The organism is Paraburkholderia acidicola (genome assembly GCF_002362315.1).
Taxonomy (GTDB): Bacteria; Pseudomonadota; Gammaproteobacteria; order Burkholderiales; family Burkholderiaceae; genus Paraburkholderia; species Paraburkholderia acidicola.
The window spans coordinates 1-3909 of sequence record NZ_MTZV01000008.1 but is presented as its reverse complement, the minus strand read 5'-3'; the positions used below and the strand labels follow the sequence as shown (position 1 = coordinate 3909).

General features: G+C 65.9%; 1 protein-coding gene. It reads left to right on the top strand.

Annotated features, from left to right (window positions below; genetic code table 11):
• A partial coding sequence (locus BWP39_RS31320) for a non-ribosomal peptide synthetase (RefSeq protein ID WP_133116996.1) occupies positions 1–3909 on the top strand: 3909 nt, incomplete at both ends.

Sequence of the window (3909 nt, the reverse complement as noted above, 5' to 3'; positions counted from 1 at the left end):
TCGCACAGCAGGCCGTGCAGACACCGCAGGCGATGGCGATCCGCTGCGGACAGCAGACGCTCAGTTACGCGCAGCTCGATCGCTGGTCGGATCACATTGCCGGAGAACTGCAGGCGCGCGGTGTGGGGGCGGAGCAGTGCGTGGGCGTGTGCGTGAGCCGCTCGGTGGGGATGGTGGCGGCGTTGCTGGGGGTGATGAAGGCGGGCGCGGCGTATCTGCCGCTGGACCCGGCGTTCCCGGCGGAGCGGCTCGCGTACATGCTCGAGGATGCGCAGGCGGGGTGCGTCGTCACCGACGCGGCGTGTGTCGCGCAACTCGGCGAGGTGCTGGACGGCTGTGAGCGCGTGATGCTGGATCTGGCCGACGCGCAGGGCGAGGCAACCAGGAACGAAGCAGCAGGACACGAAGCAGCAGGACACGAAGCAACCAGACGCAAGGCATCGCCCGTGCGTGTACACCCCGCACAACTGGCCTACGTGATCTACACATCGGGCTCGACGGGACGCCCGAAGGGCGTGGGGGTCCCGCACGAAGCACTGGACCGTTTCCTCGCCAGCATGAAGGGACGACCCGGGATCAACGAAGACGACGTGTGGTTAAGCGTCACGACGCTGTCGTTCGACATCGCCGCACTGGAACTCTATCTGCCGCTGATATCCGGTGCCCGCATCGAACTGGCCGCGCGCGAGGACGTGGTCGACGGCGAGCGTTTCGCGACACTGCTGGCGCAGAGCGGTGCGACGATCCTGCAGGCTACGCCGATGGGCTGGAAGGTGCTGCTCGAAGGCGGCTGGCAGGGACAGGCCGAAGGCCGGCCACTGAAGGGCCTGTGCGGAGGCGAGGCCTTACCGCGGGAACTGGCGCTGCGACTGCAGGCACGCGGCGTCGCGCTGTGGAACATGTACGGCCCGACCGAGACGACGGTCTGGTCGAGCGTCTGCCATCCGGAAGACATCGCCCGGGGCACGGGGATGTCGGTCGAACTGGGCGAGGCGATCGAGGGCACCCCGCTGCGGCTGATCGATCGCAGCGGCGCAGCGGTGCCGCATGGCGGGATCGGGGAGCTGTGCATCGGCGGCACGAACCTCGCGCGCGGCTATCGCGGGCGGGCAGCGCTGAGCGCGGAGCGCTTCGTGCCGGACCCGTTCGACGTGAGTGGAAAGGGTGGCCGGCTGTACCGGACTGGTGACCTGTGCCGCATCGATGGAGCGGGACGTCTGGTGTACGTGGGACGGGCCGACCAGCAGGTGAAGCTGCACGGCTTCCGGATCGAGCTGGGCGAGATCGAGGCGGTACTGGGTCGCAGCGCGCAGGTGCGCGATGCGGCGGTGGCGCTGAGGACGGTTGCAGGGCAGACACTGCTGGTCGGATATGTGGTACCGGCGGCGGTGCCGCTGAACCCGCAGGACACGGCGATAGAGGAAGCACTGCTGCGTGCACAGATGGCACAGTCGCTGCCGTCGTACATGGTGCCGCAGCGCATCGTGACGCTTGCCGCGTTGCCGCTCACGCATAACGGCAAGCTGGACCGCAACGCATTGCCACTGCCTGATGCCGGTAGCGACACAGCACATCATGTCGAGCCGCACACACCGACCGAGCGCACGCTTGCCGCAATCTGGCAGCAGGTGCTCGGTGTGCAGCGTGTCTCCGCACACGACGACTTCTTTGCACTCGGCGGTCAGTCGCTGCTGGTGCTGCGAGCGATGGCCCATCTGCGAGATCAACTCAAGGTTGCATTGCCGCTACAGATCCTGTTCGCGCACCCGGTCCTCTCCGAACTTGCGCAAGCCGTCGATCGACTGGTAGTCGACGCACAGTCAGCGACGGTACCAGCGTCCGGCCCAATGGTTGCGCGTACACCCGGTTCAACAAGCACACCGTTGTCGCCGGCTCAGGAACGCCTCTGGTTCTTTTCGCGCCTCGATCCATTGAGCCCTGCGTACAACCTGTCGGGTGCCGTGAAGCTCGACGGTGCGCTTGACCAGCATGCGCTGCGCGACGCGCTTGCCGTTGTGGTCGCTCGACACGAAAGTCTGCGCACGCGCTTTGTCGAACACGACGGTGTAGCGCACCAGCAGATCGATGTGACGGACTACGGCTGGTCGGTACTCGATTTCGAAGACATCGCGCAGGACGATGTCGATGTGCGTCTGACGGACACGCTACGCGCGTTATCGCGGATGCCGTTCTCACTGGAAGACGGTCCATTGCTGCGTGTCACGCTGATTCGTCTCGGCACGGGACGGCACGTTCTCCACTTCGTCACGCATCACATCGTCTCCGACGCCTGGTCGATCAAGATCATGATCGACGAATTCGCGCGCGCCTATGCGGCGATCTGCAAAGGACATCCGGTCGGACTGGCCGCACTGCCGGTGCAGTACGGGGACTATGCGCTGTGGCAGCGCGATCCGTTGCAGCAGTCGGCGCTCGCAAGCGAACTGGCGTTCTGGCGGATGCGGCTTGGCAACGAGCACAGTGCGCTCGAGTTGCCGTTCGATCGTGCGCCGGGTGTCCAGCGTAGCCAGGCAGGCGGGCGCATCAGTATCGAACTGGCGCCGGGCGTAATCGAAAACGTCCGCGCATTGTGTCGTGCTCATCAGGCAACGCCGTTCATGGTCCTGCTCGCCGCATTCAATCTGCTCCTTGAGCGTTACAGCGGACAGCACGATATCCGCATCGGCGTGCCGGTCGCGGGTCGCGAGCATATCGAAACCCAGGCGTTGATCGGCTTTTTCGTCAACACGCTGGTGATCCGCACGGAAATGCAGGGTCTGCGGACAGTCGACGCGCTGCTCGAGCACGTGCGCGAACGTGTGCTCGAAGCGCAGGCGCATCAGCATGTGCCGTTTACAAGCGTGGTCGATGCGCTCGCTCCCGAACGGAGCCTGACGCAGACGCCGCTGTTCAACGTGATGTTCAACTTCGATCAGGCATTCGACGATCAGACATTCGAACTGCCGGGCCTGCGGCTGTCGCCGATCGAGACGAGCACCGGTACGGCTCGTTTCGATCTGGTGTTATGGGCACGCGAGAAAGCCGACGGTTTTGAGGTGTCGTTCACGTACGCGCGTGACGTACTGGATGGCTCGACGGTGTCGCGGATGCTGGACCACTACGTATCGCTGCTGGAGCAGGTGGGTGCGCGCGGCGAGGTGCATCTGGGCGAGCTGGTGCTGGAGGAAGAGACCCCGCGCGCGGCTCTCGCCGCACATGGCTTCGAGCCGGTGGGCGAACGCATCGTGACACGGGCGCTGCAGCAGCCGCAGGCGCCTGCGGTGCACTGCGAGGGCGCACGGCTTGACTACGGCGAACTGCAGACGTGGTCGGGACGCCTCGCGCAGGCGCTGCGCACGCGTGGCGTGAGCGCAGAGACGCGTGTGGGCCTGTGCGTGACGCGCGGCCCGGGGCTGGTCGCGGCACTGGTGGGCGTGCTGCGCTCGGGCGGCGCGTTCGTGCCGCTGGACCCGGCGTATCCGGCTGAACGCCTGGCGACGATGCTCGACGATGCGCAGGTGGGTTGCGTGCTGGCCGACGCGACGACGCTGGCGAGCTGCGGAGAACTGTTCACGGGTCGCGAGGTGATCGACATCGGTACGGTGAGCACGGTTGCTGAAGACGGCACGTTGCCGGAGATCGTGATCCACCCGGAACAGCTGGCGTACGTGATCTACACGTCAGGTTCGACAGGTCGCCCGAAAGGGGTGGCGGTGAGTCACGTGGCACTGTCGCGACACCTGGACGACTTCATCGGCACATACGGGATCAGTCACGCGGACACGCAGCTGCAGTCCTCGACAGTGAACTTCGACGTGGCGCTGCACGAGCTGCTGCCGGCGCTGGTGCAGGGCGGCCAGGTGGAAATGCGCGGCCCGCAGCTATGGGACATCGAGACGACGAGCCGGC